We start from the raw sequence: 26,156 nt of genomic DNA, 5'->3' as shown, positions 1-26,156 counted from the left end.
CACGTCTGCGCGGAGTGCTCCAGACCCTGCGCGCACCGCACCTTCAGATCCCGGGAGGCCAGCGACCCGAGGTGCGCACCGACCAGCGCGAGGACCTTCACATCGGCGGGCGTGAGCTGCTTCAACCGGGTACGGACCGCCACCCCCGAGGGACCGGGCACGACACACGACGCCGCAAGCTCCCGCAACCCGCCCACCCCACACCCCCTGGCATCATGCAGCCCCTCGAAAACCCGCTCATCACACCCAACGAACCCCACCCGGAAACGTCACACATTCGACGAACGAACCCCGATTCCCCTCCCGGGACAGCAGCACCCAGCCGCCCGCCAAGACCCTCCACGCTCACTCACGCGCCAGAACACCCTCGTACGCAGTGAAACCCCAGCAGTTCCCAACCCCTCAAGGTCTACGCCGCCTACCGGGCCGCGGTCGAGCACAAGGGGCAGCCGACCGTGGTCCTCACCCAGACCGTGAAGGGCCACACCCTGGGGTCGGACTTCGAGTCCCGCAACGCCAACCATCAGATGAAGAAGCTGACCATGGCCCAGTTCCGTCGGATGCGCGACACGCTGGAACTCCCCATCCCGGACAGCGCGTTGAGCGGGGACCTGGTTCCGTACTGGCACCCCGGTGAGAACTCGGACGAGGTGCGGTACCTCCGCGAACGGCGTGCGGCTCTGGCGGGCCCCGTCCCGGTACGGAGGGTGGTGGCCAAGCCGCTCCAGGAACCGCCCTCCGGCCCCTTCGAAGCCCTCCGGAAGGGTTTCGGCGGACAAGAGGTGGCCACCACCATGGCGCTGGTCCGGCTGGTCAAGGACCTGATGCGCGTCGAGGGGACGGGGCGGCGCTGGGTCCCCATCATCCCCGACGAGGCACGTACGTTCGGCATGGAGTCCCTGTTCCCGACGGCCGGGATCTACTCGCCGAAGGGCCAGACCTACGAGCCGGTCGACGGCGATCAGCTGCTGCACTACCGGGAGGCCAGGGACGGTCAGCTCATCGACGAAGGCATCACCGAGGCCGGGTCGATGGCCGAGTTCACCGCTGCGGCGACGTCGTACGCCACACACGGCGAACCCATGATCCCCTTCTACATCTTCTACGCCATGTTCGGATTCCAGCGCACGGGCGACCAGTTCTGGGCCCTGGCGGATCAGATGGGCCGTGGCTTCGTCATCGGGGCGACGGCCGGCCGTACGACGATGACCGGCGAGGGACTGCAGCACGCCGACGGGCACTCCCACCTGCTGGCCTCCACGAATCCGGCCGCTGTGAGCTACGACCCGGCCTTCGCGTACGAGATCGCGGTGATCGTCCGGGAAGGGCTGCGGCGCATGTACGGCGACCGGCCCGAGGACGTCTTCTACTACCTGACGGTCTACAACGAACCCAAGCGACAGCCCGCCATGCCCACCACGCCCACCGGGCCATCGGTCGAGGAAGGGATCCTGCGGGGCATCTATCGCTTCCGGCAGGCGGAGGTGCGCGGCGCGGGACCGCGGATCCAACTGCTGGCCTCCGGCACGGCCATCCACTGGGCGGTCGATGCCCAGGAGCTGCTGCTGTCCCAGTGGGGAGTCCACGCCGACGTCTGGTCGGTGACGTCCTGGACAGAGCTGCGCCGCGATGCCTTGTGCGCCGACAGGGCGCGGCTGCGGGGTGAGGAGCGCATCCCGTACGTGACGGCCGCGCTGTCGGGTGTCCAAGGGCCCGTCCTGGCGGTCAGCGACTGGATGCGGCAGGTGCCCGATCAGATCAGCCAATGGGTCGAGCAGGACTACTCGTCGCTGGGAACGGACGGCTTCGGACTGTCGGACACCCGTGATGCCGTGCGCCGCTACTTCCATGTCGACGCCGAGTCGATCGTCGTCGCCGCCCTGGACCGGTTGGCGCGGGCCGGCGCGGTCGACCCGGAGACGGTTGTCCGAGCGCGCGATCGCTACGACTGGCAGGGGTGAACACCTTGTCGACAGCACGGCGCGCCGACGGTGAACCCGCGGACCGCAGGCCGTGGAACGACCAGGGGTGCCGCGGGCGCCCTGCAGATGCGTGAGGAGGTACCCAAGTCATGGCGGTTTCCGCATCCCCGCTGGATATACACCCTTCCCTCGCGATGGTGTCCGTCGCTCCCCCTGGTCGAGAGGAGCAGGACGCCTATGCGATCAGTGCCGAGTTCTACGACGTCCTGCAGGCGGAGCGGGACGGGGCACGCGTACGCCGGCTGTACCGCCGCGATGTCGGGAACGCCCGTCTCGGCGTGCTGGACGTCGGCGCCGGCACCGGACGTGTCACGCTGATGAGCCTCATGGAGTCGCGAGTCCCCGTGCATGCTGTCGAGCCCGCACGTTCCATGCGTTCCCCACTGATGACGCGCCTCGCATCGCTGCCCGCCGACCTGAGGACGCGGGTCACCGTGCACCCTCACACGCTCGATGAGGCGGACCTGCACGAGGTGGCCGACGTGGCCGTTTGCCATAACACGATCGCCTGTCTCGACCCCGCTTCGCGGCGTGCCCTGTGGCCGGCCATCGCCGAAGCACTCGTGCCCGGAAGTGCGCTGCTCATCCAGCTCCCGCCTGCCCGCCTCCCTCATCACGAGACCACGCACGACCTCCCGACGCAGCGGATCGGCCGGCACGAGTACGGAGGACGCATGGTGGCGTCGGCCGACGCGAATCGGATCCGGACACGCTTCCACTACTGGGTACGGGGCGAGGGCGGTCTGCTGCGGGAGCACCACGAAACGTTCTGGATGTGACCGATCGCCCGTACGAAGGTGATCGGGGAACTGGAGAAGTCGGGTTTCGCCCCGATGCCCGGGCGGGCCGATCCTGCCGTACTGGCAGTGCGGCTCGTACGGCGATAAGCCGACTCCGCGTCGGGCGGCTGTCACAACCGAGGTGACTTGTCGGTCAACCAGCTGTCCGGAACCCGGAACTTCCCCCACTACGTTGAAGGGTGCATACAACATGGCATTTCCCAAAGTCGGTTCGGCGGGCCCCACCCTTGGACTGCCGACTCCACGCCTGGCCGCGTACTGCGTCGTTGACGGAGTCACGCGGTGACCGAGCGGACCCCGTTGCCCGATCTGTCCACCGACAAGGACTTCGAAGGAGAGTCCTTCGCCCCCATCTACACCACGACAGTGACCGTCAACGGTGGGACAGCGAGTCACGGGCGGGCCTCGGGGAGAGCTCGCTCGGCCGACGGAGCCCTGGACATCGACCTTCGCATGCCTGCCGAACTGGGAGGAGACGGCCAAGGGACGAATCCCGAGCAGTTGTTCGCCGCCGGCTTCGCCGCCTGCTACCACGGGGCACTGAGCCTGGTGGCACGGCAGGTCCCGCTCGATCCCGCCGCGATCTCCGTGGAGGCGACGGTGGCCTTTGGCCGGGACCCGGAGGACGGCGGCTACCTGTTGCACATCGACCTGGTGGTCAAGTGGCCGGACATCGATCCCGAGATCGCCGCCCCGCTCCTCGAGAAGGCCGATTCGCTGTGCCCCTACGCGAAGATGGCCTGGCAGGGGACGCCGACGACCATCACGCTGGCCTCGTAGCCGACGACATCGGTCCCCTGCTCAACGGTATGCCGTCTGCAGGCGTTTCCGTGCAGCCGTCGTGTGCCCCTGGCACACGACGGCTCTCCACATCACAGCCCCCTTCATAAGACCGGGCAGCGCCGCGCTGTGTGACAGGACCTGCCCTCAGGAGGGGAACCAAAGATCGGCGTCAGCGGCCTCTTCCTTGCGGGCGCTGAAGACGGCGATGTCGTTCTTGTGCGAACTCTGCGGTGGCAACCGGGTGATCAGGCGGTGGTCACCGTCAAGGACGAGCGGCTCACCCTGCCGCCCGGAGGACGTCCTGAAGTATTCGGCGTTGATGGTTGTGTAGTGCGCCCAGTGCTGCGGGACGTCCTCTTCGTGGAAGATGGCCTCCACCGGGCAGACCGGCTCGCAGGCGTGGCAGTCCACGCACTCGGAGGGATTGATGTAGAGCGTGCGGTTGCCCTCGTAGATGCAGTTCACAGGGCACTCGATGAGGCAGGCTCGGTCCTTGACGTCGACACAAGGCTGGGCGATCACGTACGTCATCTTCTCCTCCAGCGTTCCGGCTGGAGATATGACCAGGATGCTCATGACGGTGTGACAGCAGGGGTGTGCCCCGCCCGAGCCGTCGCCGGGGTTGTCACAGGATGAGGGGCTACGCGGTCTGATGGGTGTCCCTCCCGACATGACTCACGGCATGCGACATCCGAGACGAGGCATCCTGTGAACACTTTCGTGATCGTCGGCGGCGGCCTGGCCGCGGGCAAGGCGGCGGAGGCGCTGCGGGAGCACGGCCACAGCGGAGCGCTCGTCATCATCGGCGACGAGCGTGAGAAGCCGTACATTCGGCCGCCGCTTTCCAAGGGTTATCTGCTGGGCAAGGAGGAGCGCGAATCGATCTTCGTGCATCCCGATGACTGGTACCGGGAACACGACGTCGACCTGCTGCTGAACACCCGTGCGCGCGCAGTCGACTGGCGTGCGCGGACGGTGGAACTGGACGACGGCCGTCAGGTCCCCTACGACAAACTGCTCCTGGCCACCGGCTCGTCCCCGCGTCGTCTGTCGGTCCCGGGTGCGGATCTCGACAACGTTCTGTATCTGCGCCGCGTGGGAGACAGCGAACGACTCAAGTCCGCCTTCCGGGCGGGGGCGAAGATCGTCGTGATCGGTGCCGGATGGATCGGCCTGGAGACCGCCGCGGCCGCCCGAACGGCCGGCGCCGAGGTGACGGTACTCAACCACTCGGAGCTTCCCCTGCTGAAGGCGCTCGGGCGAGAAGCGGCCGAGGTGTTCGCGGCGCTCCATGCCGATCACGGCGTCGACCTGCTGCCCAGCGTGCAGGTGGAGTCCCTCACCGGAACGGGCGGGCGGGTGGACGGGGTGCGGCTGGCCGACGGAAGGCACCTGGCCGCGGACGCCGTCGTCGTGGGCGTCGGCATCACCCCTCATGTCGAACTCGCCCAGGAGGCGGGCCTGGACGTGCGGAACGGCATCGTCACCGACGAGCATCTGCGGACTTCGGCAGCCGACGTCTACGCCGCGGGTGACGTCGCCAACGCCTACCACCCGCTGCTCGGCCGCCACCTCCGGGTCGAGCACTGGGCCAATGCCCTGCGTCAGCCGGAGGTGGCGGCGCTGAGCATGCTCGGCAAGGACGCGGTCTACGACAGGCTGCCGTACTTCTACACGGATCAGTACGACCTCGGCATGGAGTACACGGGTTACACGGAGCCAGGGGGATACGACCGCGTCGTCTTCCGCGGCGAGCCGTCCGAGCGACGGTTCGTCTCCTTCTGGATGGCGGGCAACCGTGTCCTGGCGGGCATGAGCGTCAACGTGTGGGACGTCATGGACCCGATCCGGTCCCTCATCACCTCCGGGGCCGACGTCGACGACGCGCGCCTCTCCGACCCGGACGTACCGCTGGACCGCATCGTGCCGTGACGCCCTCACACACGGTGTCACTGACAAAGCGTGTCACAGATCCCGGGACGTCCTGGTCGTAGTGAGTGACAACCACGGCGATCGGAGTGAACGGTGGCTATCAACGAACAAGGTCTGTCCACCACGGTGCTGGTGATCGGCACCGGAGGTGCCGGGCTGCGGGCGGCGATCGAACTGGCCGAGGCCGGCATGGACGTCCTCGCGGTCGGCAAGCGCCCCAAGGAGGACGCCCATACGGCACTTGCCGCCGGCGGGATCAACGCGGCCCTGGCCACCATGGACCCCGAGGACAGCTGGCAGCAGCACGCGGCCGACACTCTCAAGGAGAGCTATCTGCTGGCCGACCCTCGCACGGCCGAGATCGTCACCCAGGGTGCCGCCCGCGGTATCGACGACCTGGAACGCTACGGCATGGCCTTCGCCAGGGAGGAGGACGGCCGGATCTCCCAGCGCTTCTTCGGCGCGCACAAGTTCCGGCGCACCGCCTTCGCAGGCGACTACACCGGCCTGGAGATCCAGCGCACGCTCATCAGGCGCGCGGATCAGCTGAAGATCCCCGTGCTCGACGGCGTCTACGTCACCCGGCTCCTGGTGCACGACGGCGCGGTCTTCGGTGCCTACGGCTTCGATCTCACGAACGGCAGGCGCTACCTCATCCACGCCGACGCCGTCATTCTCGCCGCGGGCGGCCACACCCGTATCTGGCGGCGCACGTCCTCGCGGCGCGACGAGAACACCGGTGACTCCTTCCGCCTGGCCGTGGAGGCCGGTGCCCGCCTGCGCGACGCCGAGCTGGTGCAGTTCCATCCTTCCGGGATCATCGAGCCGGAGAGCGCGGCCGGAACCCTGGTCAGCGAGGCGGCCCGGGGCGAGGGCGGGGTCCTGCGCAACGCGCTCGGGGAACGCTTCATGGCCCGCTACGACCCCGACCGCATGGAGTTGTCCACCCGCGACCGCGTGGCCCTCGCCTCGTACACGGAGATCAAGGAAGGGCGGGGCACCCCCAAGGGAGGTGTGTGGCTCGACGTCTCCCACCTGCCCCGGCAGACGATCATGACGCGGCTGCCCCGCGTCTACCAGACGCTTCTGGACCTGCAGATGCTGGACATCACCCGCGAGCCGATCGAGATCGCGCCCACCGCGCACTACTCGATGGGCGGGGTGTGGGTGCGTCCCGAGGACCACAGCACCGAAGTGCGCGGCCTGTACGCCATCGGTGAGGCGTCGAGCGGGCTGCACGGCGCCAATCGCCTCGGCGGCAACAGCCTCATCGAGCTGCTGGTCTTCGGCCGCATCACGGGCCGGGCGGCCGCCGCCTACGCACAGTCCCTGACCGCGCAGCCGCGGTCGGCGTCGGCCGTCGCGCGGGCCCGTGCGGAGATCGACGATCTTCTCGCGGCCGACGGACCGGAGAACGTCCGCGCCCTGCAGCGCGCCATCCGCAACACCATGACCGAGCACGCGGGAGTCGTACGCGACGAAGAGGGCCTGCGCGCCGGGCTGGCGGAGATGTCGGTGATCGAGAAGCGGATGGAGGACGTCGGCGTACACCCGGACATCGCCGGTTACCAGGACCTCGCGCACGCCTTCGACCTCAAGTCCGCCGCCCTGGCGGCCCGGGCCACCCTCGAAGCGGCCCTGGAGCGTCGCGAGACCCGTGGCTGTCACAACCGCAGCGACTATCCCGACCTGGATCCCGCTCTGCAGGTCAATCTCGTGTGGTCCCCGACGACGGGTGTCACACGCGAGAGCATTCCGGCCGTCCCGGACGAGATTTCCTCTCTGATGGAGGACGTCTCGAGCGAGGGAAAGCTCGTCGAATGAAGAATTTTCGCGATTCCGAGAATCCCTGTCACAACCAGGGCCACTGTCCTGTCTCTTCTGGTGAAGAGAGAAAGCGTCCGAAAGGAAATTCGTTATGAAGGTCGTAGTGATCGGTGGCACCGGGCTCATCGGCTCGAAGCTGGTCGGCAAGCTCAACGAGCACGGCCACGAGGCGGTCGCGGCCGCGCCCAACACCGGCGTCAACACCCTGACGGGCGAGGGCCTGGCCGAGGTCCTGGAGGGCGCGTCGGTCGTGGTCGACGTGTCCAACTCCCCCTCCTTCGCGGACGACGCCGTCATGGACTTCTTCCGCACCTCCACGACCAACCTGCTCAAGGCGGAGGCCGAGGCGGGCGTGACGCACCACGTGGCGCTGTCCGTGGTCGGCACCGAACGCCTCCAGGAGAGCGGCTACTTCCGAGCCAAGCAGGCCCAGGAGGAGCTGATCAAGGACTCCGGCATCCCCTACTCCATCGTCCATGCCACCCAGTTCTTCGAGTTCATGAAGGGGATCGCGGACATGTCGACCGAGGGCGACACCGTGCGTCTGGCCCCCGTCAAGATCCAGCCCATCTACTCCGGCGACGTGGCCGCGGCCGTCGGCCGCACCGCGGTCGGCACCCCGGTGAACGGCGTGGTCGAGGTCGCGGGCCCCGACGTGTTCCAGCTCGACGAGCTCATCGGCAAGGGGCTCGCCGCCAAGAACGATCCCCGCACGGTCGTCACGGACCCGCACGCCCCGTACTCCGGTGCCGAGGTGCAGGAGACCACGCTCATCCCGGGGCCGGACGCGCACGTCGCCGAGACCCGGTTCGCCGACTGGCTCGCGCAGCAGCAGTAATTCCTGCCGGTGGTCCCCTGCCGACGGGCAGGGGACCACCGGATTCATTGCCGTACGAACTCCACTCACGAAGGAACGGCTCCCCCATGCCCAATCGCAGGGAAATAACCATTCCAAATGCCGCCCCCTATCAAGGGCTGACGGGCACCTACACCATCGACCCGGTCCATAGCGCGATCGGGTTTTCCGTCCGACATGCCATGATCAGCAACGTGCGCGGGAAATTCACCGTCTTCGAAGGGCTGCTGAGGCTGGACGGTGCTCATCCCACCCGGTCCGAGGCTCACGTCAGTGTCCAGACCGGCAGTCTGGACACGGGCATCGAGCAGCGGGACGCCCATGTCACCGGCCCGGACTTCCTCGACTCGGCGACGTTCCCGCTCATGAGCTTTCGCTCCACCGGGATCGTCGATGCCGGTGACGGCCGGTTCCGCATGTCCGGCGGCCTCCGCATCAAGGACATCGAGCTGCCCCTTCACATCGATCTCGAATTCGGTGGGGCAGGCCAGGACAGCGACGGGCAGAACCGTGTCGGCTTCGAAGGCACGGCCACCCTGAAGCGCTCCGACTGGGGGATCGACTGGAACTCGGCACTGGCCACGGGCGGAGTACTGATCAGCGACAAGGTGAAGCTGATCCTCGACATCTCCGCCGTACAACTGGACGCACCATGACCCGAGCCACCGAGAACCGGGGCGACATGGCGGCCACAGTCGTGTCGCTGGCCGCCGAGGCCACGGTGCTCAGGACCCGCGTCAACGAGCTGCGCCGCGAGATCGTGGACCTCGACGAGCGGATGGAAGCGATCTCCGACGCTCTGCGCCGGCTCCCCGGGCAGGGGTAGAACCTCGTGAGAGAGACGTGATGTCCCCGACGATCCGCAGGGCCGTGATCCCCGCCGCCGGACTCGGCTCCCGTCTGCTGCCGCTGACGAAGGCGACACCGAAGGAGATGCTCCCGGTCGGCGACAAGCCGGTCATCGAGCACACCGTGCGCGAACTGGTGGACTCCGGCATCACCGACATCACCATCGTCGTCTCCGGCGGCAAGAGCCTCATCCAGGACCACTTCCGCCCCAACCCCGTCCTCGTCGGACAGCTCCGCGAAGACGGCAAGTCTGTCTACGCCGACGTGGTGGAGGAGGTCGCGGAGCTGGCCCGTCGGGGCCACATCACCTACGTCGACCAGTACGGCCCGTACGGCAACGGCACCCCGGTACTGAACGCCGCCCGCGCCTTCGGCGACGAGCCGGTGCTGGTGCTGTGGCCCGACGACGTCTTCGTGGCCGAGGTCCCCCGCGCCCAGCAACTGGTCCGCGCGTACGAGCAGACCGGCTGCCCGGTGCTGGCTCTCATGCCGATGGACCCCACCCACTCCCAGCGCTACGGCGTGCCCCTCGTCAAGGAAGACCTCGGGGACGGTCAACTGCGCATCACCGGCCTGGTCGAGAAGCCCGAGCCCGCTGCCGCCCCGTCGTCGTACGCGGCCATCGGCGGCTACGTCGCCACCCCCGGCATCATCGACGAACTGCGCGAGCAGACCCGCCGCTGGTACGAGCACAGGACCGGTGAGGTCTACCTGACCGACGCCATCAACGCCTACGCCGCCACCCGCGCGGTGTACGGGCAGGTCATCCAGGGCCGCTGGTACGACACCGGCAATCCGGCCGACTACCTGGTCGCCCAGATGGCGTTCGCCCTCTCCCACCCGGAGTACGGCCCCGTCCTGCGCGGCCTGGTCACCGGACTCGACACCGACCGTGCCGCCGGCTTCCGGACCCCGCACCCGGATGCGGTCGCGGACCAGGGCCTGTCCGGCGGATCAGGCCGCAGGAAGGCAGCGGCGCCCGATCAGCGCCGGTGAGCGCGGTCTGGTGCGTCGAGCTGCAACGCGGCGGATCGGCGTGCCGGACCCCGCGTCCGCGCCATGATCCGCCCCACCGGCCCTCAGGCCGGCGTCGCCTCGCCTTCGAGCCCCATGGCGCGGATCTCCCTGCGGGAGGAGATGCCGAGCTTCGAGAACACCTTGCGGAGGTGCCACTCGACCGTGTGCCGGCTGATGAACAACTGGACGCCGATCTCGGAGTTGGTGAGCCCCTCGCCGGCCAGACGAGCGATCTGCGCCTCCTGGGCGGTCAGGGCCGTAGGCGCCGCGACGACATGGTTGCGCACCTTCGCTCCCGTGGCCTGCAGCTCGCTTCGCGCGCGTTCGGCGAATCCCTCGGCCCCGATCCGGCTGAACATGTCATGTGCGACGCCCAGTTGGGCACGGGCGTCGACTCGGCGGTTCTCGCGGCGCAACCACTCGCCGTACAGGAGCTGTGCGCGGGCCAGCTCCACGCGGACCCGGGTCCGGGCGAGCCGCTCGATCGCCTCACGATAGAGGTGCTCCGCGGCGTCGCCCTCGCTCAGGAGCGCCCGTGAGCGCGCTTCCACACCGAGTGCCCAGTCCGTGCCGCTGGCTCGTGTCGTCTCGGAGAGCTTCGCGAGCGCGTCGGCCGCGACCTCTGGTTCGCCGCTGCGTGCGGCCGCCTCGACCAGCTCGACCAAGCCCCATTGCGGCGCGGCGAACTCCTGCGGGTAGGCGGCCGCCTCCTGCGCCGCCGCCAGCGCGTCCGCGTACTGGCCGAGGCCGTTGCAGAGCACCGCGTGGTACCAGTGTGTGGTGGTGACGGCAGCCCCCTGGCCAAGGGGCACGGCCTCGCTCATGATCGCGTCGATCAGCGTGCGGGCCTCGCGCTCGCGACCACGCCAGGCGGCCAGGCCGAGCGTCACCACGCGCGCCCGGCTGGACCCGATCGCCGCACACACCGTTGCGGCCTCCTCGACCAGCGACGCGGCTGCCGTCAGCTCCCCGGCGAGGAGGTGCATGTTCGCGCGGTTGTCGAGTGCCTCGGGGAGCGCGCTGAGCGCGCCGGCCTCGCGGGTGATCGTCACGTACCGGGTCGCGACCACGTGCGCACGCTCGTCGTCCCAGAGATCCGCGGCGAGGACCGCTGCGAGCCAGAGCCAGCGCAGCGCCTCCTGGTGGGGGATCTCCTCGTCGCAAACCGCTTCGAGGACTCGCCCCATCAGCGGCGCCGAAGCCGGGTAACCGTCGGTGAGGCGCACGGCAAGGGCATCCAGCAGCATGTCGGGCACCCGTGCCGGCTGCTGCGGCGGTGGCGCGCCGCGGGAGGCCTCGCCCACCTCCCGCAGGCCCGGGCCGCGCGCCAGGCGGCCGGCGAATATCGCCGCCGCGACGGCGTCCAAGTAGGTCCTACGGGCGAGCGCGGCGTCGAGCCGCCCGAACCGACGAGCGGCGGCGAGCAGCAGCGGAGTGGCCTCGCTGCCGCGGTTCTGGGCGAACGCGATCTGGGCATGGAGCACATCGATCCGCGCGCGCCCGAGCTCGTCGAGAGGTCCGGCCTCCGCCGTGGCGAGAAGCGCGGCCGCCGGCTCGAACGCCCCGGCGTGCAGCTTCGCCTGTGCGGCGTCCACCGCGCGCTCGGCACGTCGGGCCGGGTCCTGCGTCAGCGCGGCCGCGCGCTGGAGGAACGCGGCCGCCGCCGCGATGCCGCCGCGCGCCTGCGCCCGGCTCGCGGAGCGCTCCAGTTCGGCGGCAACCGTCTCGTCGGGTTCCGAGGCCGCGGCGGCCAGGTGCCAGGCCCGGCGATCGGGGTCGAGTTGAGCATCGGTCGCTTCGGCCAGCGCCTTGTGCACCTCGCGCCGGTCGGTCGGGCCCGCCGCGCGATAGGCCGCCGAGCGCACCAGCGGGTGCCGGAACCGCACACTGGTGCCGAGCGTGATCAGATCCGCCGCGTCGGTGTGCGACGCGGCGGCGTCGACGTCGATCCCCAGCCGCTCGGCCGCACGTCTCAACAGCGTCGCGTCGCCGACCGGCTCGGCGGCCGCGGTGAACAGCAGACGTTGCGTCGCGGCCGGAAGCGACTGGACGCGGCGGAGGAATCCCTGCTCGATCTGGCTCGACAACGGCCACGCGTCCGGACGCCCGAAGCCGCCGGCCATCTCCGCCGCGGTCAACCCGCGCGGCAGCTCGAGAAGGGCCAGCGGGTTGCCGCGCGCCTCGGCGACTATGCGGTCGCGCACCCGCTGGTCGAGGGGCCCGGTGACGACCGAGTCCAGGAGTGTTCGGGAGTCGCGCTCGGTCAGCCCCGTCACGGGCAGCTCGGGGAGACCGCCGAGTGCCTCGCCGGCGCTGGGCTCGCGGACGGCGAAGACGAGCACGACCGATTCCGCGAGCAGCCGGCGAGCGACGAACGCCAGGGTCAGTGCGGACGCGCGATCCAGCCACTGGGCGTCGTCGACGAGGCAGACCAGCGGCTGGTCCCCTCCGGCGTCCGCGAGCAGGCTCAGAGTGGCCAGGCCGACGAGGAAGCGGTCCGGTGCGTCGCCGGCGCGCAGCCCGAACGCCGTGCCGAGCGCGTCGCGTTGAGGCTCGGGCAGCTCGTCGAGGCCGGCCAGCAGAGGAGCGCAGAGCTGATGCAGACCGGCGTAGGAGAGCTCCATCTCGGACTGGACCCCGGCGGCCCTGACCGTGCGGCATCCGACGGCACGCTCCAGGAGGTATCTCAAGAGCTCGGTCTTCCCGATCCCCGCCTCACCACGCAGGACCAGGACCCCGCTACGCCCGGCCCTGACGCCTGCCAACAGGTCGTCGAGGACCCGGCACTCGCTTCGCCGCCCGAGGAGCCCGGCTCGTGAACCGCTCCTGGCCATGGCAGCTCCCCTGTCAAGATACTCCGGCCGGTATGGTAATACGCCTCCAGATCGCCGCGCTCGCGCACTTTACAACAGCAAATACACGCTCCGATTGTCGGAGCGGTTCGACTCTGGATGAAGTTGCCGGAACAGAGCGGGACTTGATGTTCGCGACATCAGTCGTCACGCGCGGCGGAGCGATTCTGAGTGGCGGGGCAACTTTGCCAACGCCACGCTCAACGCCGATGGCCGCGGTCGGCCGGTCGCTCGGACCGGCCGACGCGAACGCCTGCGGCACCACAGCCTCGGCTGGGTCCGCGCTTGGGAAGTCAGCTCTCTGATCGACTTCGTCGACGTTGTCCGGACGGAGGAGGTCGCGTCTTCACCCTGCGGACGATGGTCGCCCGGCATCGCCGCGCAACGGTTCGTCCGTCGCCGCGGTCGCGCCGTGGCGGGCACGGATGAGCGCGATCACGGTGTCGGTGGTGTGGTCGAGGTAGCTGCGGCCATCGGGCAGTCGGCCCTCCGGGCTGATGTAGCTGCGCGGCCCGAGGTGGGTGGCCGGGTCGAGCCGATGCACGGTGATCTTCCCGGCGCGCCCGGCTCGGTTCCATCCGCTGTGGCGGAACAGGCGCCAACGCTGCGGGAAGATCCAGGTGCCGACCCGCTCGATCCGGTCGCTCGCGCTGGTGAGTTGATGCACGTGCTCGGCGTGGGTGAGGTCGTTGGCGCCGTTGTGGAACCCTCCGAGCATGATCACCGTGACCGGGCAGCGTAGCCGGGTGTGCAGTTCGTCGACCGCGCCGGTGGCGACCTGGGCCCCACCGCTGTAGCCGAGCAGCACCACGGGGATGCCGCTGTCCGGCTGGTAGCCGGCGAGCCGGAGCTGCGTGGCGATCTGGGAACCGACGGCCCGGTTGTACAGGGGGCGGTACCGGTGGTCGGCGGCGACGAAGACCTGCATGACGTTGTGCAGGAACAGCAGCAGCCCGATACGGCGGCGCAGCCACGCCCACACGGGCCGGTCGGCGAGCGGGTCGGCCAGCGGCGAGTAGGGCTGCACCTGACCCAGCACCCGTAGCTCCGGCGCTCCGGCGAGCACGGCCTTGACCAGCTGGCCGCCGTCCCGGGTGTCGCGGACACGGCGTTTCCCGATGCCGTCCAGGTAGACGAGGTAGGCGTCCGGGGGACTGTCAGGGGCAGCACCCCGGGCGTAGGGCACGCCCTCCGGGAGTTCGGTGACAGGGGCCCGCCAGCCGGCGCTGTAGGCGAGCACCTCGTAGCGGGCCAGGAGAGCTTCGGCGATCAGAGCAGGTCCGAGCAGGCAGGCCCAGAGCAGGAAATCGTTCATACGATCGCCTCCGGTGGCCGGGTCGCACTCACCCTCACGACCACACGCCGAACGGCCTCCACAGCGAGACCGAGACCGGCCCCCGCCACGGCCACGCAACCGGCCGCTCCCCACCAGCCGAACCCGGTCGCCGCTGCCAGCGGACCGGCCAGACCGGCCCCGACCCCCACGAAGAGCACCAGGTGGAGCAGGGGCCCGAGCAACGGGAACGCAAGGACGGCGGAGAGCACCAGCGGGGCCACCAGGCCCGGCGTCCACACCAACCCGGTACCTGGTGGCGGGGCGGACAGCACCAGTTCGGCCAGGGTCCACGCGGTCAGCGGCCACAACGCGAACACGGCACCCTCGACGAGGCCGGCGGCCACCAGCAGCCCGGCCACAAGAGTCCGCGGCATACCGGGCCGACGCGATACCAGAGGCAGGACGCGCCCGGCGGCCTCCGACAGCCCGGCGAACAGCAGCAGGACGACGACAGGGGACATCACTCAGCCTCGCTGTGACGGATCGACCGGAACCGACTGCCGGACCGGACCGGCCTCCAGCAGGTACCGCTCGAGTTCGTCGGCGGCCCGCCGGTATCCACCCGCCTTGTGCTGGGCGGCCTTCAGGGTGGTCGCGGCTTCCACGAACCCGGGTTCGTGGAGCAGGCGCCGGGCGAGGGCACGCACGGAGCCCTTGGCGACGTCCTGGGTACGGATCGACAGGCCGGCGCCGAGCTCTACGACGCGACGGGCCACCATCGGCTGATCGGCGCCCTGCGGGACCACCAACAGCGGAACCCCGGCGTACATGGCCTCGTTGACGCTGTTCATCCCGCCATGGGTGACGAACAGCGCCGCGCGGGCCAGTACCTCCGGTTGCGGCACGAAGCGGCGGGCGAGGACGTTGGCCGGCAGCGGCCCCAGCGCATCGGGATCGGTCTGCCCGGTGGAGACGATCACAGTGCCGCCCAGCGGGGCGAGCGCGGTGGCGAAACTCCGCAGCAGCTCCGGATCGGCGTTGAACACCGTGCCCAGCGAGGCGTACGACACCGGGTCCTGGAGCCGGTCGAGCGGAAACGACGGGTCGACCGGGCGGGCGCCGATGCTGGGGCCGACGAAACGGTAGGACCGGTCGAAGTCCTCGACGGCAGGCTGGAACTCCCGCGAGGTGTAGACCAGATTGAGCGGCTGGCGGATGTTCGCCACGTCGAGCAGTGGCAGCCCACCCGTGGCGAAGCGTCGGCGCAGCTCCCGACGGGACCACAGGTAGCCCTGGAGGCTGCGGGGCCGAGCCCTCGCCGCGGCCAACAGATCCCACGAGCCGCGGGTGGGGCTGTGGACATGCCGGTTGAAGGCGAACGTGGTGAACGACGCGGCCGCGGGAACCGCGAGTTCGCGGGCGGCGACGGCGCCCCACAGACAGGCACTGTCGTGGACGATCAGGTCGGGTCGGTCGCGGCGGAGGTCTGCGAGCACAGCGGGCAGCCAGCGGACCGCAGTGCCGGCGAGCGCCTCCATCCACGTGAGCGGCGTCGGCGGATCGGGGAACGGCTGGCCGCCCCCGGGGTAGAGGCGCACCGTCGCACCGGCGGCCTCGATCTCCTCACGGAACTCGGGCGTGGTGTGGTAGGTGACGTCGTGGCCGCGCCGGACGAGCTCGGCCACGACCGGCAGCGTCGGGTTGACATGCCCGTGCATGCCGATGTTGAGGAACGCGATGGTACTCACAGGCCTGCCTCCACTGTCGAACAAGTTGATGGCTCGCCCGGACCGGCGGATGTCGCCGAAGGGCCGTCGACCCGGTACAGGCCCGGCCCACTGATGTGCAGCCCGTCGAGAAAGCGCCCCGCCGTGTGGGACGCGGTGCTGATCAGCCGCTGGGAATGGCCGAAGTCCCACGGGGCGGGCCATGCCTCGATGCCGGTGGGGAGCACGACGGTCGGGATGTGCTGGGACACCTCGTGCAGGTCGCGCTCGATCTGATGGCGCAACAGCAGCAGCCCGGCCCTGGCGGCGATCACACCGGCACTTCGGCGCGGATCGATGGGGCGCAACGGCGAGCTCTCCGGCCCGGTCGCCACCACCACCACACTGGCCGCCCCGGCCTGTTGGGCCGCCAGCACCGGAACGTAGGCGACCACCCCGCCGTCGACGAGGGTCCGGCCCCCACGGTCCACCGGGGGCAGCACCCCGGGAATGGCCGCGCTCGCCAGCAGCGCGGACTCGAGGTCTCCGTAGTCGAGCAGCACCGGAGCACCGGTGTCCAGATCCATGGCCACCGCGGTGAACGGGACCGCCAGCTGTTCGATCCGCGACGGCAGCCCGGCCCTGGCGATCAGTCGACGCAGGCCCCGATCGGTGAAGATGCTGGCCCGTGAGGACAGGTGGCCGAGCGAATACACCTCACGACGACGCAACTGGGTCCACACGTGGTCCAGCCATGGCGCGGCCCTCTCGGGATGGGCGGCCGCGATGGCCCCGTTGAGGGCGCCCACCGAGGTTCCTACGATCATGTCCGGGACGAATCCGCGCTGCTCCAGCGCGTACCCGACACCGACATGGGCCGCTCCGAGGACGCCACCGGCGCCCACCACCACGGCCACGGGACGGGGAAGGGCGCGCAGGCCCGCCGACGTGGGCTCCCCGGGCGGCCGGCTCGATGACAGGGGACGCGGCCCCATGTCGCCTGTCATGGTTCGACGCCTGCCGCGACCACGCACCGAGTCGCCGCCGAAGCCGAAGCGTGCCCATGAGGCTGGTCCCCGACGAGTGATCCTCATGCTGATCGACCTTTCTCACCACGGCGGTGAATCGGATGGGTTCCGCAACTGGGACCGGGCGGCCCACTCGCCCTGCGACACGGCCGCCGACGGCATGCCCGGCAGTCCCCGTGCTCGGCCGTGCCGGACCGGACCGGCCGGAAACTCAGTTGTTGTGCAGGGCGGTGCGCAGGGTGTGGATGGCCTGCTCCATCGCGGCGGTCGCCGCCTGCGTGCTCCGGAGAGGGTTCAGCATCATGAAGTCGTGCAGGGCACCGTTGATGCGGATACTCGTGGTGGGAACGTCGGCCTGGGTCAACCTGCGGGCGTACGCCTCGCCCTCGTCCCGCAGCACGTCGTTCTCGTCGACGATGACGAGCGCGGGCGGCAGCCCTTGCAGCTCCTTCAGGCTCGCCCGCAGCGGCGAGACGGTGATCTCCGCCCGCTGGGCCAGGTCGGTGGTGTAGCAGTCCCAGAACCAGGCCATGGCCTTCGCCGTGAGGTAGGGGCCGTCGGCGAACTCCCGGTAGCTTTCGGTGTTCTGGCCCGCGTCCGTGACGGGGTAGTACAGCGACTGGTGCACGAAGGTCACGTCACGGCGCCGCTTGGCCATGAGGGTCAGTGCCGCGGCCATGTTGCCGCCGACGGAGTCGCCGGCCACCGCCAGGCGGGAGGCGTCCAGGCCCGTCTCGGCGCCCCTCGCGGTGATCCACCGTGCCGTCGCATAGGCCTGTTCGACGGCGACCGGGTACTTGGCCTCCGGCGAACGGTCGTACTCCACGAACACGACGGCGGCATTCGCCCCGACGGCCAGCTCTCGCACCAGACGGTCGTGAGTGCCGACGTTGCCTATGACCCAGCCTCCGCCGTGCACGTAGAGGACGACCGGCAAGGTGCCTTGGCCACCGGAGGGCCTCACGATGCGTACCGCCACCTCGCCCACGTCGGCGGGCACCGTGATCCACTTCTCCTCCACGTCCGGCTTCTCCACAGGCTCTGCCTGCAGTTCGTCCAGAAACTTCCGGGCACCTTCCGGACCCAACTCATACAGGAACGGCGGGACGGACGTCGTGTCCGCGAGCTCCTGAGCCGCAGTCTCAAGAACGTGCTTCGTCATCGCTGCACTCCTTGGGTCGGCAGGCTCACACCTGCTGTCACCCCTTATGACAGGGCACGCACTGAAGGTGTGACACACGCCCAGAGGGTGACTTGATCAGTGCAGCAGTCGCACGGCACTCCCCCAGCACCATCGGACAGAGGCTCGGCCACGGCACGACCACGAAGCCGACTACGGGTTCCCAAGGGCGCACTCGGCTGCTCCTGGGCGCGACTTTGGTGGTCACGGCCTTTCAAGCCGTTGATCCCCGGAGCAGAGGAGCCGGTCGTGGACACTTATGTGGCCCAAGCCGGGCAAGGTCGGGAGATGGCCGGGACCACGGCCGACCCGACGATCGATGAACTGGATGCCGCGGTGTCGGTCTTCGTCCGCGCCAGACCCGGACTGCTCAAGATCGCCAACCGAATCCTCGGAAACGCGAACGAGGCTGAAGACGTCATCCAAGAGGCATGGCTCCGGTGGCAGGGCACGGACCACGCGCTCGTCCTGAACCCGTCGGCGCTGCTCAGGACGACCACCGTCCGGCTGGCCATCAACGTGGTCCAGTCCGCCTGGCGACGCCGCGAATCCTGCGCCAGTCCTTGGCTCCCGGAACTCGTGGACAAGCGCGTGACCCCGGAAGCGGTGGTCGAGCAGCAAGACACGGTTGAGCATGCAGTTCTCCTACTGATGGAGACGCTGACGCCGAGGCAGCGTGCGGCTTACGTCCTACGTGAGGGTTTCGGATATCCGTACGGCCGGATCTCCGAGATCCTGCGCCTGACCGTCGCCAATGCAAGGCAGCAGGTCTCACGCGCCCAAGAGCGTCTCGATACAGACCATTGCAGGCAGCCAGTGGACTCCGTCGCGCATCGGCGTCTCGTTCAGGCGTTCCTCGCAGCGGCCCAGTCCGGTGACCTCGCCCACTTGGAACGGGTTCTTTCCGCGGACGCCGACCACCGAACAGAGTGAGCGAGTAGTCGTCACCGGTGTTTGCCGGCGATCTCCTGGTACTCCTGCGCGGTCGGCTTGGTGATCTGTGTGCCTTCGCCGTAGAAGCTTCGGCTGAGCCTGGCACGCAGGCGCTGGGCAAGGCGGAATCCTGCATCCGGTCCTCCCCCGTTCATATCCGGTCCTCCCCCGTTCATATCCGGTCCTCCCCCGTTCACCGCGGGGCGGGGACCGATCGGCTTGTATTGCTCGTGCTGAGTGAGCACGTGGAGTTGTCCTTGGCCGAGTGGTTCGTGGACCTCGACGAACTCACCGTGCGGCAATCGCTTGACGATACCGGTCTCGCGGCCGTGCAGCACTTTGTCCCGGTCTCGGCGCTGGAGGCCGAGCGCGCACCTCTTCGTCACGACATAGGCCGCGAGAGGCACGATGAAAAGGCCGATGCGAACTGCCCACGTCACCGAGTTGACCGAGACATGGAAGCGGAGGGCGATGATGTCGTTCGCGGCACCGAGCAAGGCCACCAGATAGAAACCGATCCACGCGACACCGAGTGCCGTTCGCACCGGACGGTTGCGTGGTCGGTCGAGGACGTGCTGCTCACGATCGTCACCGGTCACCCAGGACTCGATGAAGGGGTACGCGCCCATGGCAAGAAAGAGACCGACGCCTACCAACAGCGGGATCAGGTTGTCCAGGGCCAAGGTGTGGCCCCAGAAGGCGATTTCCCAGCCGGGCATGACCCGCAGCAGCCCGTCTGCCACGCCCATGTACCAGTCGGGCTGCGATCCGGCCGAGACCTGGTCGGCGCGGTAGGGGCCATACAGCCAGACAGGGTTTATCTGTGCGACCGCGGCCATGACGAAGATGACGCCGGCGACCAGGAAGAAGAATCCCGCGGACTTCACAGCACGCACCTTCGGCGGCAGGCCCACGACATTCCTGTTGCTCCGTCCCGGACCCGGATACTGCGTGTGCTGGTGATGGAGGACCAGGAGCAGATGGGCGACGAGCAGTCCCACCATGAGGGCCGGAATGATCAGAACGTGGATCGTGTGGAAGCGTGCCACAAGATCCTCGCCCGGGAACTCGCCTCCGAAGAGGAACATCGAGAGGTACGTTCCGACGATCGGGATGGACAGGATTGTTCCGTTCACGACAGCGAGTCCGGTTCCGGAAAGGAGGTCGTCCGGGAGGTCATATCCCGTCAGCCCTGCGAACATTCCGAGGATCAGCAGCAGGAATCCGAAAACCCAGGTGAGTTCGCGAGGCTTACGGAAGGCACCCGTGAAGAACACGCGCATCATGTGGACGAGCATGGCGGCGACGAAGACCAGCGCTGCCCAGTGGTGCGCCTGCCGGATCAGTAGGCCACCACGGACATCGAAGGAGATGTGCATGGTCGAATCGAATGCCTCCGACACCAGCTGGCCCTGCAGCGGCGCATAGCTCCCCTGATACTCCACTTTCTCCATCGAGGGATGGAAATACAGCGTCAGATACACACCCGTAACGACGATGATGATGAAGCTGTAGAGGCATATCTCTCCCAGCATGAACGACCAGTGGTCCGGGAAAACTCTCCGCGCTTTCGCCCTGACCAGGCTATGGACGCCCACTCGCCCGTCGAACCACTCGGCGAGCCTTTCCCCCTTCCCTCCGGGCCATGCTTCGTTTTCCCGAATCCCGTCGCCCATGGCTCTACCACCATTCATAAACAGCCGCCTACCGGTGGGAATGGTTCCGGTGCGTGCATCGCCCGAGAAACACGAGTCAGCCGGACGAATCGGGGTCGGTGGTCGCCCGTTGATCGTGGACTGCTCCCACCTCTATGACCACGCATGAGGCGTGGATGTGACACGCAGGGCCTGCCGCCCTCACGCCGCCGTGGTGACCGTGTTCTCGGCCTGGCGGGCCACACGTCGCTTCATCGCACGGCGTTCGCTCTCCGTCGTGCCGCCCCAGATGCCTTCCACATGCCCCACGTACAAGGCCCAGTTGAGGCACTGCTCCATGACGGGACAACGGTCACAGACAGCCTTGGCCTTCTCGACCTGAGCGAGCGTCAGGCCGCTGATTCCGATGGGAAAGAACAGATCAGGGTCGTCGACACGTAGGCAGGCCGCCCGTTCGCGCCAATACACGGTGTGGTCTCCTCGTTCAGCAGCCATGAGAAAGCAACCTCCGGGAGTTCGTCGTTCAGCAGGAAGCCCCGGTACCGGGGCTGTCACGTGAGACCGGGCAATGAGCGCAGGTGTGACACTCGCGCCACGGTCGCGTAGCGGGCACGGTCCTCCTGAGCGGCCCCTGTGCCGGGACGCCACGGCCAACGGCGCAGATGGTGCGATCGGCTCTCGGCCCGGACACCCGTGCCGCGGCACCGGCCGGCGCGACGTGAGCCCCGGCACACGGAAAGCACCCCACTCCTCGTGATCGTTCAGGAGTGCCATGTCACAAGATCCGTGCGTGTTCGGTCTAACGGATTGAGCCGAGAAATGAAGGAGGTGTGTCGTGCACGAGGACTCAGCCATCGGCCACTGCGGCCTCTTTCCGGGCACAGGGGCGTGCCCAGGGCCACCCTGCCGTCGGGATGCCGATACCGCTGAAGCCCTCCTGAACGTCGACGGGGTTGATGCGGCGGCCGCTCTGCGTGGTGCCGTGTGAGAGAGAGGTTGTTGTATGGACCATGCTGACGCGGTGCCGATCGCGGAATTGCTTGACGAGCGTCGGTATCTGCTGGATGTCGCCTATTGGATGCTGGGCAGTCCCGGTGACGCGGAGCGCGTTGTCGACGAGGCCTACCGCCGGTGGTACGGGCTTTCCGACGCTGCCCGCCGTCAGATCACGGCGCCACGGTCCTGGCTTGCGAAGACCGCGGGCGGGATCTGTCTGGGCCGACTCTCCCTCCCCGGCCGGGGCACAGCCGGTCAGAGGGACGGGCACCGCACGCAGGCGGCAGAGGCCGAGGAGGCTCAGGAGAAGCTGGAGGAGGAGGCCGGTCAGGTTCTGCTGCAGGCGCTGGACTTGCTGTCGCCGGCCGAGCGGGCGGCGTTCGTGCTCAATGACGTGTTCGGGATGCCCCCCGACGCGGTCGCCGACATCGTCGGACGTAGCGCGCCGGAGTGCGCCGAACTCGCCGACCGGGCCCGCCACAGTCTGCGGCTACGGCGCTCACGTCCCACGACACCGGCAGAGCAGGACGCCCTCGCCCACGCCGTCCGCCAAGCCTGTGTGAGTGAGGACGCCGATGCGCTGGCATCGCTGCTGTGCCCGGACGCCACCGCGTTCTTCGACGGCGGCGGCAAGGTGCGGGCACTGGCCAGGCCCGTCCACGGCAACCGGCCGGTCGCCCACAGCCTGCTGACACTCCTGGCCCACCGCCGGCACACCATATTGACCACTCACGACGTCAACGGCACCACCGGCCTCGTCGCCCGCTACCACCACCAAGTCGCCGCCGTCATCAGCCTCGACATCGCCGACCACCACGTCGCACAGGTCTGGGTCGTGCTCAACCCCGACAAACTCCGTTCCTGGAACCAACCACCCACCCCCGCTTGACCGTACGGCCCTGGGAGAGGGGGAGCCTCCCGAGCACGCGCGTGGCTGCCCCCTCACACACCACCCGACGCAGGGCCACCGGCGGTTGCGAAGCGGGAACGCGAACCAAGGAACGCGGCGATCTTGATCGGGCTGAACACCCACATCAACTGGTGGATGCCTTCCCTCGATGCGGCCATCGTCATGAACGCGATGGGTTGGCCACCTCGGTAGACCATCACACCCGTAGAACCGTTGGCGTCGACCAACCTGGGCTCCGCTTCCCGCCAGAGCTTCGGATAGGTCACCATCTTGGCCACCCGCGCACGACCCAGCACAGGGATGCGAGCGCAGCCCCGCATGCCGTTGCCGTCGGACAGACTGACGGTATCGGGGGTGAGAAGGGCCTCCAGGGAAGCCACATCCCCTGTTTGAGCTGCTGCCACGAAAGCACTGAGAAGGCGTCGGTGCTCCGCCGTGTCCACGCTCTCCCGCTGCTCTTCCGACAGATGCTTGCGAGCACGACTTACGATCTTCCGCACGTTCACGAGGCTGAGTCGAAGGATCTCGGCGATCTCGGGATAGGCGTAGTCGAACGCCTCGCGCAGTACGTATGCGGCGCGTTCAGTGGGGCTCAGCTTCTCCAGCACCAACAGCAGCGCCAGTTCGAGAGCCTCGGCACGCTGCGCTCCCATCTCCGGGTCCGAGCTCGTGTCGACGGGTTCGGGCAGCCACGGTCCTATGTAGGTTTCCCGACGCACACGCGCGGACTGCGCGACGTTGATGGCCAGGCGGGTCGTCGTGCTCGAGAGGAAGGCGACCGGGCTGACCACCACGGATCGGTCGGTGTTCTGCCAGCGCACCCATACTTCCTGGACCACGTCTTCGGCCTCGACCGCGCTGCCGAGCACCCGGTAGGCGATTCCGAAGAGACGGTTCCGGTACTGCACAAAGACAGAAACAGCCTCTTCGAGGTCACTTGTCGTGGGGGACGGTTCGAGAACCATGATCCAGCGGACTCCGTTCCTCCGGTTGCAGTTGTCTAGGAGCGCGAGCACGCGGCGACCGGGTGGTCACGGCTTCTCGAGGTGCTGTGGGGACTGCTGCTGAGAGTCACGACTGCTCCAATCGCATCTGCTCCACTAGACCGGGCAGGAATCGTTTCTGTGACAGTGCTGGGGCAGCAGGTTGTTGCCGGCCGTCTCCAGGACGACTGGCGCCCGGCCGACACACGGCCCGTGGAGTCGTTACCAACGATGGCACCAGGGCTTTGACACGTTGTTGATTGACAAGTGGGAATGAGTCACTGCATATGATGGCTGAGGGGCATTCCCGCGTTGGATGAGAGGAACACATGGTCTCTGTAACAGCGCACAGCATTGAGATCACCGCTGAGAGCCTTCAGGAGGACCTGGCCCGCCTGCAGATCCAGAAACAGGCGCTGGAAAGGGAACTGGCCGCGGTCGTGGCTCATCTCGGCTCGGTGCAGCGGGCCCTCAGCGCCCTTGAACCCCTGATGGTCAGCTCGGCCGCCGAACCCGCGGACACCACAACGAAGGCCGCTCCACAGCCTCGTCAGCCGAAAAGCGGCAAGGACGCCGGACATCCTGTTGCCCTCGACACCGACGTGGACGGGCAGAAGTCGTACGGAATGCTGACCGAGCAGATCATGGAGTACTTCGCCGGCATCGGCGATGTCGACGTGCGGGCCCGCGATGTCGCCGCGGCTCTCGGCCGTGACACCGACAGCGGAAGCATCAACGCTGTCCGCAGCACCCTCGACCGCCTGGTCGGTGCTTCCCGCGTCCAGCGTGCCGGTCGGGGCCTCTACCGCGCCAAGCGTTCCTAGACGGTGGTTCAGCGCGACGATTCCAGGATCACGACACACAGCCCGATCATCACCACGGTGATCAGGGTCATCGCGGTCAGCGTGCCGCGCAGCCATCGCCCGAGGCGGAGGCGATGCTGCTCCTCCACCTCACTGATGCTGTCAGCGGTGTGTTCCGTCACCATGCGCGCAACGTATGCCTGCTCCTCGAGATACCACCGCTCGATGTCAGTCTTCTGCTCCTGGGTCAGCCCCGGCTCCCGTGCGGTGAAATCCGCAACGCGCCGGTGCGCTGCTCGCAGATGAGCTTCCCGGTACAGGAATGTCTCGATGTCGGTCAGACCGCGTTCGGCCTCTTCACTCTCGTCCATGGCGTCCCTCCAGGCGGATCCCGGCGCGCTGAACCGTGCGACGTACCGCATGCTCATGCGGCTGTCGCCTCGCTCGTCCGGCTCTCCCCCGAGCTCGGCGGATTGCCGCTCGTGACGAACGCTTCCCGTGGGCGCTGAACGGAGGCCAGGGAGACGAGGTCCCGACCGAACAGTGCCGCGGTGAGCCAGACGGTGAGAACGCGGACCTTGCGCTCCCAGGTGGGCACCGCCAGCACGTGATAGCCCCGATGCATCAGCCAGGCGGGAAGTCCCTTGATGACGATGCTCCTGTACTGGAAGATGCCGCGACCGAGCCCCAGCGTCGCCACCACTCCCAGGCTGCCGTGGCGATAGTCTCGGATTCTGCCCCCGTGCAGGTGGGCCGCGATGTTCTTGGCGAGGCGCTTGCCCTGCCGCACGGCGTGCTGGGCGTTCGGCACCGTCCGCGCCCCCGGTGTCGCCAGCGCCAGGTCGGGAACGGCCGCGTCGTCACCCGCCGCCCACACATCCGCCATCGGCTCGCTGTCGGTACCCACGCGAAGATCGGGCCGGACCACGAGCAGACCCCGCTCGTCGACCGGCAGGTCCGTGTGGTTGTGCACGACCGGGTTCGAGGCGTTGCCGGCCGTCCAGACGATCAGCTCCGAATCGAACTCCTCTCCGCTGGAGAGCACGATGTGCCCGTCCGCGGCGGAGACGAGTTGTGTGTTGAGGTGCACGTGCGCTCCTCGGCGTTCCAAGGAGCGCACCACCCACTCCCCCGGCCGGTCGCTCACCTCGGGCAGAATGTGGTCCCGGGCCTCGACCAGATGGAAGGACAGGTCCTCCGGGCTCAACTCCGGGTAGAACTTGAGCATCGCGGTCGCCAGTGACAGCAGTTCACCGAAGCCCTCGACTCCGGAGAATCCGCCGCCCACGAAGGTGACGGTGAGCAGCTTTCGGCGCTCGCCGCCGGGCGGCAGTGTCGCGGCCTGGTCGAACGCGGTCAGGAGCCGGTCGCGGATGGCCACCGCCTCCTCCACGTGCTTCAGACCGATGGCCCGCTGTGCCAGACCGGGGATGGGGAAGGTACGCGTCACAGCGCCGGCGGTGACGACGAGGATGTCGTAGCGCAGCTCGTAGTCGCCGCCGTCCACCGGCCGGACCGTGACCGCCCGGTCCGCGTGCCGGATTTCCGTCACACTCCCCGCGACCAGCCGGGTCCTGTGCAGGTGCCGCCGCAACGACACAGCGGCGTGGCGTGCCTCGACCGAACCGGCCGTCACCTCCGGCAGGAAGGGTTGGTACGTCATGTACGGGCGCGGGTCGACAACCGTCACCCTCGCCTCGCCGGCCCGCAACGACTTCTCCAGGCCCCACGCGGTGTAGAAGCCCGCGTAGCCACCACCGACGATCAGGATCTCACGCATGATTCCCT

General features: G+C 68.5%; 23 protein-coding genes and 2 pseudogenes. 12 read left to right on the top strand and 13 right to left on the bottom strand.

Annotation, left to right across the window (positions count from 1 at the left end; all coding sequences use genetic code 11):
• A pseudogene (locus tag IG08_RS0114145) lies at positions 1 to 197 on the bottom strand (IS200/IS605 family accessory protein TnpB-related protein); the annotation flags it as partial.
• A 198-nt stretch (positions 198 to 395) separates the two neighbouring features.
• Here IG08_RS0114145 and IG08_RS0114140 point away from each other — a divergent pair.
• The 3 genes and pseudogenes from IG08_RS0114140 to IG08_RS0114130 form a co-directional block, all read left to right on the top strand.
• Positions 396 to 1,961, top strand: a pseudogene (locus IG08_RS0114140) (transketolase-like TK C-terminal-containing protein); the annotation flags it as partial.
• A 110-nt stretch (positions 1,962 to 2,071) separates the two neighbouring features.
• Positions 2,072 to 2,761 carry a class I SAM-dependent methyltransferase gene (locus IG08_RS55815; RefSeq protein WP_234342873.1) on the top strand — a complete coding sequence of 230 codons (690 nt, stop codon included), beginning with the start codon at positions 2,072 to 2,074 and terminating at the stop codon, positions 2,759 to 2,761.
• Positions 2,762 to 3,064: 303 nt separating this feature from the next.
• Positions 3,065 to 3,562: an Ohr family peroxiredoxin gene (locus IG08_RS0114130; protein WP_043454212.1), complete on the top strand. Its 498-nt coding sequence runs from the start codon at positions 3,065 to 3,067 to the stop codon at positions 3,560 to 3,562.
• Positions 3,563 to 3,709: 147 nt separating this feature from the next.
• On the opposite strand, the gene fdxA is transcribed toward IG08_RS0114130, so the two are convergent.
• Positions 3,710 to 4,096, bottom strand: a complete 387-nt coding sequence (fdxA, locus tag IG08_RS0114125; protein WP_063757772.1) for a ferredoxin — start codon at positions 4,094 to 4,096, stop codon at positions 3,710 to 3,712.
• 177 nt (positions 4,097 to 4,273) lie between these two features.
• Between fdxA and IG08_RS0114120 the strand changes: the two genes are divergently transcribed.
• From IG08_RS0114120 to IG08_RS0114095, 6 genes are all read left to right on the top strand, one after another.
• Positions 4,274 to 5,497, top strand: coding sequence for an NAD(P)/FAD-dependent oxidoreductase (locus tag IG08_RS0114120; RefSeq protein ID WP_043454209.1), 1,224 nt, complete (start codon positions 4,274 to 4,276; stop codon positions 5,495 to 5,497).
• Between the two features lie 93 nt (positions 5,498 to 5,590).
• On the top strand, positions 5,591 to 7,321 hold the full coding sequence (locus IG08_RS0114115) for an L-aspartate oxidase (RefSeq protein ID WP_030600790.1): 1,731 nt from the start codon (positions 5,591 to 5,593) through the stop codon (positions 7,319 to 7,321).
• A 94-nt stretch (positions 7,322 to 7,415) separates the two neighbouring features.
• Entirely contained in the window at positions 7,416 to 8,162 is a 747-nt protein-coding gene (locus tag IG08_RS0114110; protein WP_030600787.1) for an SDR family oxidoreductase, read from the top strand.
• A gap of 86 nt (positions 8,163 to 8,248) precedes the next feature.
• The gene (locus IG08_RS0114105) at positions 8,249 to 8,836 is read left to right on the top strand and encodes a YceI family protein (protein WP_052424676.1); all 588 of its coding nucleotides are present in this window, start codon (positions 8,249 to 8,251) and stop codon (positions 8,834 to 8,836) included.
• Positions 8,833 to 9,006, top strand: coding sequence for a hypothetical protein (locus IG08_RS60105; protein ID WP_158812233.1), 174 nt, complete (start codon positions 8,833 to 8,835; stop codon positions 9,004 to 9,006). The genes IG08_RS0114105 and IG08_RS60105 overlap by 4 nt, the downstream gene beginning before the upstream one ends.
• Before the next feature lie 20 nt (positions 9,007 to 9,026).
• Positions 9,027 to 10,025, top strand: a complete 999-nt coding sequence (locus tag IG08_RS0114095; protein WP_078655591.1) for a UTP--glucose-1-phosphate uridylyltransferase — start codon at positions 9,027 to 9,029, stop codon at positions 10,023 to 10,025.
• A gap of 83 nt (positions 10,026 to 10,108) precedes the next feature.
• On the opposite strand, the gene IG08_RS0114090 is transcribed toward IG08_RS0114095, so the two are convergent.
• From IG08_RS0114090 to IG08_RS0114065, 6 genes are all read right to left on the bottom strand, one after another.
• Positions 10,109 to 12,880 carry an ATP-binding protein gene (locus IG08_RS0114090; protein WP_030600779.1) on the bottom strand — a complete coding sequence of 924 codons (2,772 nt, stop codon included), beginning with the start codon at positions 12,878 to 12,880 and terminating at the stop codon, positions 10,109 to 10,111.
• Positions 12,881 to 13,244: 364 nt separating this feature from the next.
• Positions 13,245 to 14,213, bottom strand: a complete 969-nt coding sequence (locus IG08_RS0114085) for a hypothetical protein (RefSeq protein WP_052424675.1) — start codon at positions 14,211 to 14,213, stop codon at positions 13,245 to 13,247.
• Positions 14,210 to 14,695 (bottom strand): hypothetical protein, encoded by a 486-nt coding sequence (locus IG08_RS0114080; protein ID WP_078655595.1) that lies wholly within the window; start codon positions 14,693 to 14,695, stop codon positions 14,210 to 14,212. Before IG08_RS0114080 ends, IG08_RS0114085 begins: the two co-directional genes overlap by 4 nt.
• A 3-nt stretch (positions 14,696 to 14,698) precedes the next feature.
• Positions 14,699 to 15,922: a macrolide family glycosyltransferase gene (locus IG08_RS0114075; RefSeq protein ID WP_030600771.1), complete on the bottom strand. Its 1,224-nt coding sequence runs from the start codon at positions 15,920 to 15,922 to the stop codon at positions 14,699 to 14,701.
• A complete protein-coding gene (locus tag IG08_RS0114070) occupies positions 15,919 to 16,875 on the bottom strand; it encodes a patatin-like phospholipase family protein (RefSeq protein ID WP_234342872.1) in 957 nt (318 codons plus the stop codon). Before IG08_RS0114070 ends, IG08_RS0114075 begins: the two co-directional genes overlap by 4 nt.
• Before the next feature lie 244 nt (positions 16,876 to 17,119).
• Positions 17,120 to 18,070, bottom strand: coding sequence for an alpha/beta hydrolase (locus tag IG08_RS0114065; protein ID WP_030600765.1), 951 nt, complete (start codon positions 18,068 to 18,070; stop codon positions 17,120 to 17,122).
• 267 nt (positions 18,071 to 18,337) lie between these two features.
• Here IG08_RS0114065 and IG08_RS0114060 point away from each other — a divergent pair, with 267 nt between their 5' ends.
• Positions 18,338 to 19,021 (top strand): sigma-70 family RNA polymerase sigma factor, encoded by a 684-nt coding sequence (locus tag IG08_RS0114060; RefSeq protein ID WP_052424674.1) that lies wholly within the window; start codon positions 18,338 to 18,340, stop codon positions 19,019 to 19,021.
• 11 nt (positions 19,022 to 19,032) lie between these two features.
• On the opposite strand, the gene qcrB is transcribed toward IG08_RS0114060, so the two are convergent.
• Together qcrB and IG08_RS0114050 are read right to left on the bottom strand one after the other, a co-directional pair.
• On the bottom strand, positions 19,033 to 20,697 hold the full coding sequence (gene qcrB / locus IG08_RS0114055) for a cytochrome bc1 complex cytochrome b subunit (protein ID WP_030600759.1): 1,665 nt from the start codon (positions 20,695 to 20,697) through the stop codon (positions 19,033 to 19,035).
• Between the two features lie 180 nt (positions 20,698 to 20,877).
• Positions 20,878 to 21,144, bottom strand: coding sequence for a WhiB family transcriptional regulator (locus IG08_RS0114050; RefSeq protein WP_030600756.1), 267 nt, complete (start codon positions 21,142 to 21,144; stop codon positions 20,878 to 20,880).
• Between the two features lie 535 nt (positions 21,145 to 21,679).
• Here IG08_RS0114050 and IG08_RS0114045 point away from each other — a divergent pair.
• Positions 21,680 to 22,561, top strand: a complete 882-nt coding sequence (locus IG08_RS0114045; protein ID WP_030600753.1) for a sigma factor-like helix-turn-helix DNA-binding protein — start codon at positions 21,680 to 21,682, stop codon at positions 22,559 to 22,561.
• A gap of 53 nt (positions 22,562 to 22,614) precedes the next feature.
• On the opposite strand, the gene IG08_RS0114040 is transcribed toward IG08_RS0114045, so the two are convergent.
• Positions 22,615 to 23,547: a sigma-70 family RNA polymerase sigma factor gene (locus IG08_RS0114040; RefSeq protein ID WP_052424673.1), complete on the bottom strand. Its 933-nt coding sequence runs from the start codon at positions 23,545 to 23,547 to the stop codon at positions 22,615 to 22,617.
• A 347-nt stretch (positions 23,548 to 23,894) separates the two neighbouring features.
• On the opposite strand from IG08_RS0114040, the gene IG08_RS0114035 reads away from it, so the two are divergent.
• On the top strand, positions 23,895 to 24,389 hold the full coding sequence (locus tag IG08_RS0114035) for a hypothetical protein (protein WP_030600744.1): 495 nt from the start codon (positions 23,895 to 23,897) through the stop codon (positions 24,387 to 24,389).
• A gap of 8 nt (positions 24,390 to 24,397) precedes the next feature.
• Here the strand turns inward: IG08_RS0114035 and IG08_RS0114030 are convergent, their stop codons facing one another.
• Entirely contained in the window at positions 24,398 to 24,739 is a 342-nt protein-coding gene (locus IG08_RS0114030) for a hypothetical protein (protein ID WP_030600741.1), read from the bottom strand.
• Positions 24,740 to 24,792: 53 nt separating this feature from the next.
• Positions 24,793 to 26,148, bottom strand: a complete 1,356-nt coding sequence (locus tag IG08_RS0114025; protein WP_030600738.1) for an NAD(P)/FAD-dependent oxidoreductase — start codon at positions 26,146 to 26,148, stop codon at positions 24,793 to 24,795.
• Positions 26,149 to 26,156: the final 8 nt, after the last annotated feature.

It is taken from the genome of Streptomyces fulvoviolaceus (genome assembly GCF_000718165.1).
GTDB lineage: Bacteria > Actinomycetota > Actinomycetes > Streptomycetales > Streptomycetaceae > Streptomyces > Streptomyces fulvoviolaceus.
Note: the sequence above shows the minus strand (reverse complement) of the source record. Positions and strands in the feature narration are given on the sequence as shown.